The 2,639-nt window shown below is 57.7% G+C and carries 1 protein-coding gene; it reads right to left on the bottom strand.

What is annotated here, in order from left to right:
* Nucleotides 1-1,138: 1,138 nt before the first annotated feature.
* Nucleotides 1,139-2,639 (bottom strand): putative amidoligase domain-containing protein (locus tag C173_RS06520; protein WP_155991312.1); only part of this gene is annotated, 1,501 nt, incomplete at its 5' end.

The following is a 2,639-nucleotide window of genomic DNA, read 5'->3' as shown; positions in this document are numbered from 1 at the left end:
GGAATGTGGAGATGTTGGGGCGGGTGTAAGGGCGGGTTGAGGCGGGATGCTGGGGCGGGCGAAGATGTGGGTGAGGATGTGAGGGCGGACGTGAGTAGCTTGTTAGGTGTAGATGAGAGTGTAATGTGTATGTTTACGAATGTTAGGTGTAGATGAGAGTGTAATGTGTATGTTTACGAATGCTGGTCAAAAAATCAGTATGGGATGTGGGTGAGCCTGTAAGTGCAGCTGAGAATATTTGGTCAGAGTGCGGGCCATATGTGACGGGAATACAGGTGAGAATGCTTGGTCCAGATGCGTATACGCGAGTGCGAGTGTGAAGTGGCAAATGCGGATGCAGGTGTGAGTGCGAAATATGGTGACGGAGGCTCAGGCAGGCATAGTCAAGTATGGTGAAGAGTGTTCCCGGCAGTTTTTTTATTCTATTGTAGTTTGTGCATTAGATGGCCCTGTGATTAGCTGAAAAATAGGATCTGTTGCACTTTGTACAGTAGAAATCCTTAAAAGGAGAGTTTTCGGACCAAATCCTGGAAATCTAATGTACGAACTACATCAGAATGAATCTCAGCACTGGGAAACGGCGATTCTGCTGTAGTAAATGCAATCACTTTGATATTCACTTCGTTAATTACTTCACCAGACCCATGTAGTTGCGATAGCGTGATTAGAATAGTAAGTTGTATTGGGCGTTAAGCTTAATTGTAATTCATACAACTAAATCGTCCGATATTCCACCGATTATCCGTTTAGTTGTAGTTTGTACATTTAAAAATCCATCTGAACCCGGGTTCTCGCGATTCGGGCAAATTTAGTTGTACAGACTACACTTAGAAGGGAAAAAGGCTCTTTAGAAGTGTGTATAGTTGTACAGAGTACACCTATCGCAATGCACCTGTCCCTGAATGTTCGCTCCAAACGAAGTTTCATGGATGGGCACACGTTTGAAGGGGATGATTGGTTGACTAACTTAAGTATTCAGAGTAATTTAGAGAACTTGGAGTAATTTAGAGTAGTTGAGCGGAGTATATGAGTACGATTGTTTGTTTAAAAATATAGCCGCCATAGTTAGAGCTTCCCACACCTAGCGGTGCAGAAAAGCTGTAACTGGCGGCTATCGGGATTTGACGGGCGGCGGGCCCTATTGATATGCATCCGCCCGCCCGGAAGGCAGCGCCCCGGAGTCCGGCGGGGCGCTCCGCACCCAGGAGCCGCGGATATCCCGCGACTCATCCCAGCTCTGCTGCTCCGCTATGGCGCGCAGCAGCGGATCAATCCACCGGGCGGCGGCTGCGTAGCCGCCCAGTGCGCGCAGCTGCGCCTCCAGGGGAGGCCAGGCTGTGCGCAGAGGAGATTTGCCGCCGCTGTAGAAGGCGGCATGCAGGTCTTCCCGGTCGAGCGGGCGCAGCGGCAGGTCTTCATAATGGCTCACGATCAGGTGAGCCAGACAGACCGCGCCTTTGGCGATGACCGGGGAGACCAGGAAGCTCGGCAGGGTCCGGTACTCGAAGCCGCCATGCGGCTGAGGGCGGAAATCGCCGAGCACGCCATAGCGGGGACGCCGGGCCGCAGCCCGGATGTCCTCCAGCAGGAACAAGGGCAGCGCCAGATAGTTATCTAGCGCGCGCAAGAGCGGCGCACACAGCGTGACGCCGCTGAAGTGCAGGTGGCCGCCGAGGGCCCAGCCCCGCAGCGGCATACCTCCCGCCCGCCAGCGCAGCGAGCGGTCGGCAATGAGCCGGTCCGCCTCGCGTGCGGCGGACATCAGCTGCGCCAGCAGCGCGCGCGGTTCCCCGCGCGGCGCGGGGCGCAGCTCCGCCACCGGGAACACGCCGCGCGTTCCCGGGGGTCCGGCGTCGCAGCCCGCGACGCCGTCCATAGGCAGGTACCGCGACGCCGGCACGACGCGGCCAGAGGATTCCCGGAGCAGCAGGAACTCCGGGTCCATGCCCATGAGCAGCCCCGGCCGGCCCGGCTGCTCACTGTCAAGCATCCGCGCAAGCGCTGCGGATGCTGAACGGTACGGCTCAGGCAGCGCTCCTGCGGGCTCAGGCAGCACCGGAGTGATGCCTGTCACCATGTACCGCCGCCCGCCCATGGCCCGCAGCTCCACCTCGCCGCTGTCCAGTCCCAGACTATACAACGCCCGCACCGCAGTGGTCCGCAGAACCCCTGCAGCCCCCCGCAGCTCCCTTCCTCCACCACCTAAACTTCCAAACTCATCCCCACCATTCCGATACTCACCCTGCCTTCCAACTCCTACACTACCACTCCCATACTCCTCTCGCTCCTCAACTCCTGGCCCTCCACGCTCATACTCTTCTTGCTCCCCAGCTCCTCCCCCACCATTCCCATACTCCTCTTGCCCCCCAGCTCCTCTCTCACCTCTCCCATACTCCTCTTGCCCTCCAACTCCAACCCCACCACTCCCATCCTCCTCTTGCCTTCCAGCTCCTTCGCCACCACTCCCATATTCACCCTGCCCCCCAGCTCCTTCTCCATCTCTCTCATTCCCGCCTTGTCTCCCTACTCCTCCCCGACCTCTCCCATACTCCTCTTGGCCCCCAGCTCCTCTCTCACCACTCCCATACTCCTCTTGCCCCCCAACCCTTCCGCCACCACTCCCACCCCCACCCAACCAT

Origin of the sequence: Paenibacillus sp. FSL R7-277, from assembly GCF_000517965.1 — a bacterium.
In the GTDB taxonomy this organism is placed as follows: domain Bacteria; phylum Bacillota; class Bacilli; order Paenibacillales; family Paenibacillaceae; genus Paenibacillus_AQ; species Paenibacillus_AQ silagei.
Note: the sequence above shows the minus strand (reverse complement) of the source record. Positions and strands in the feature narration are given on the sequence as shown.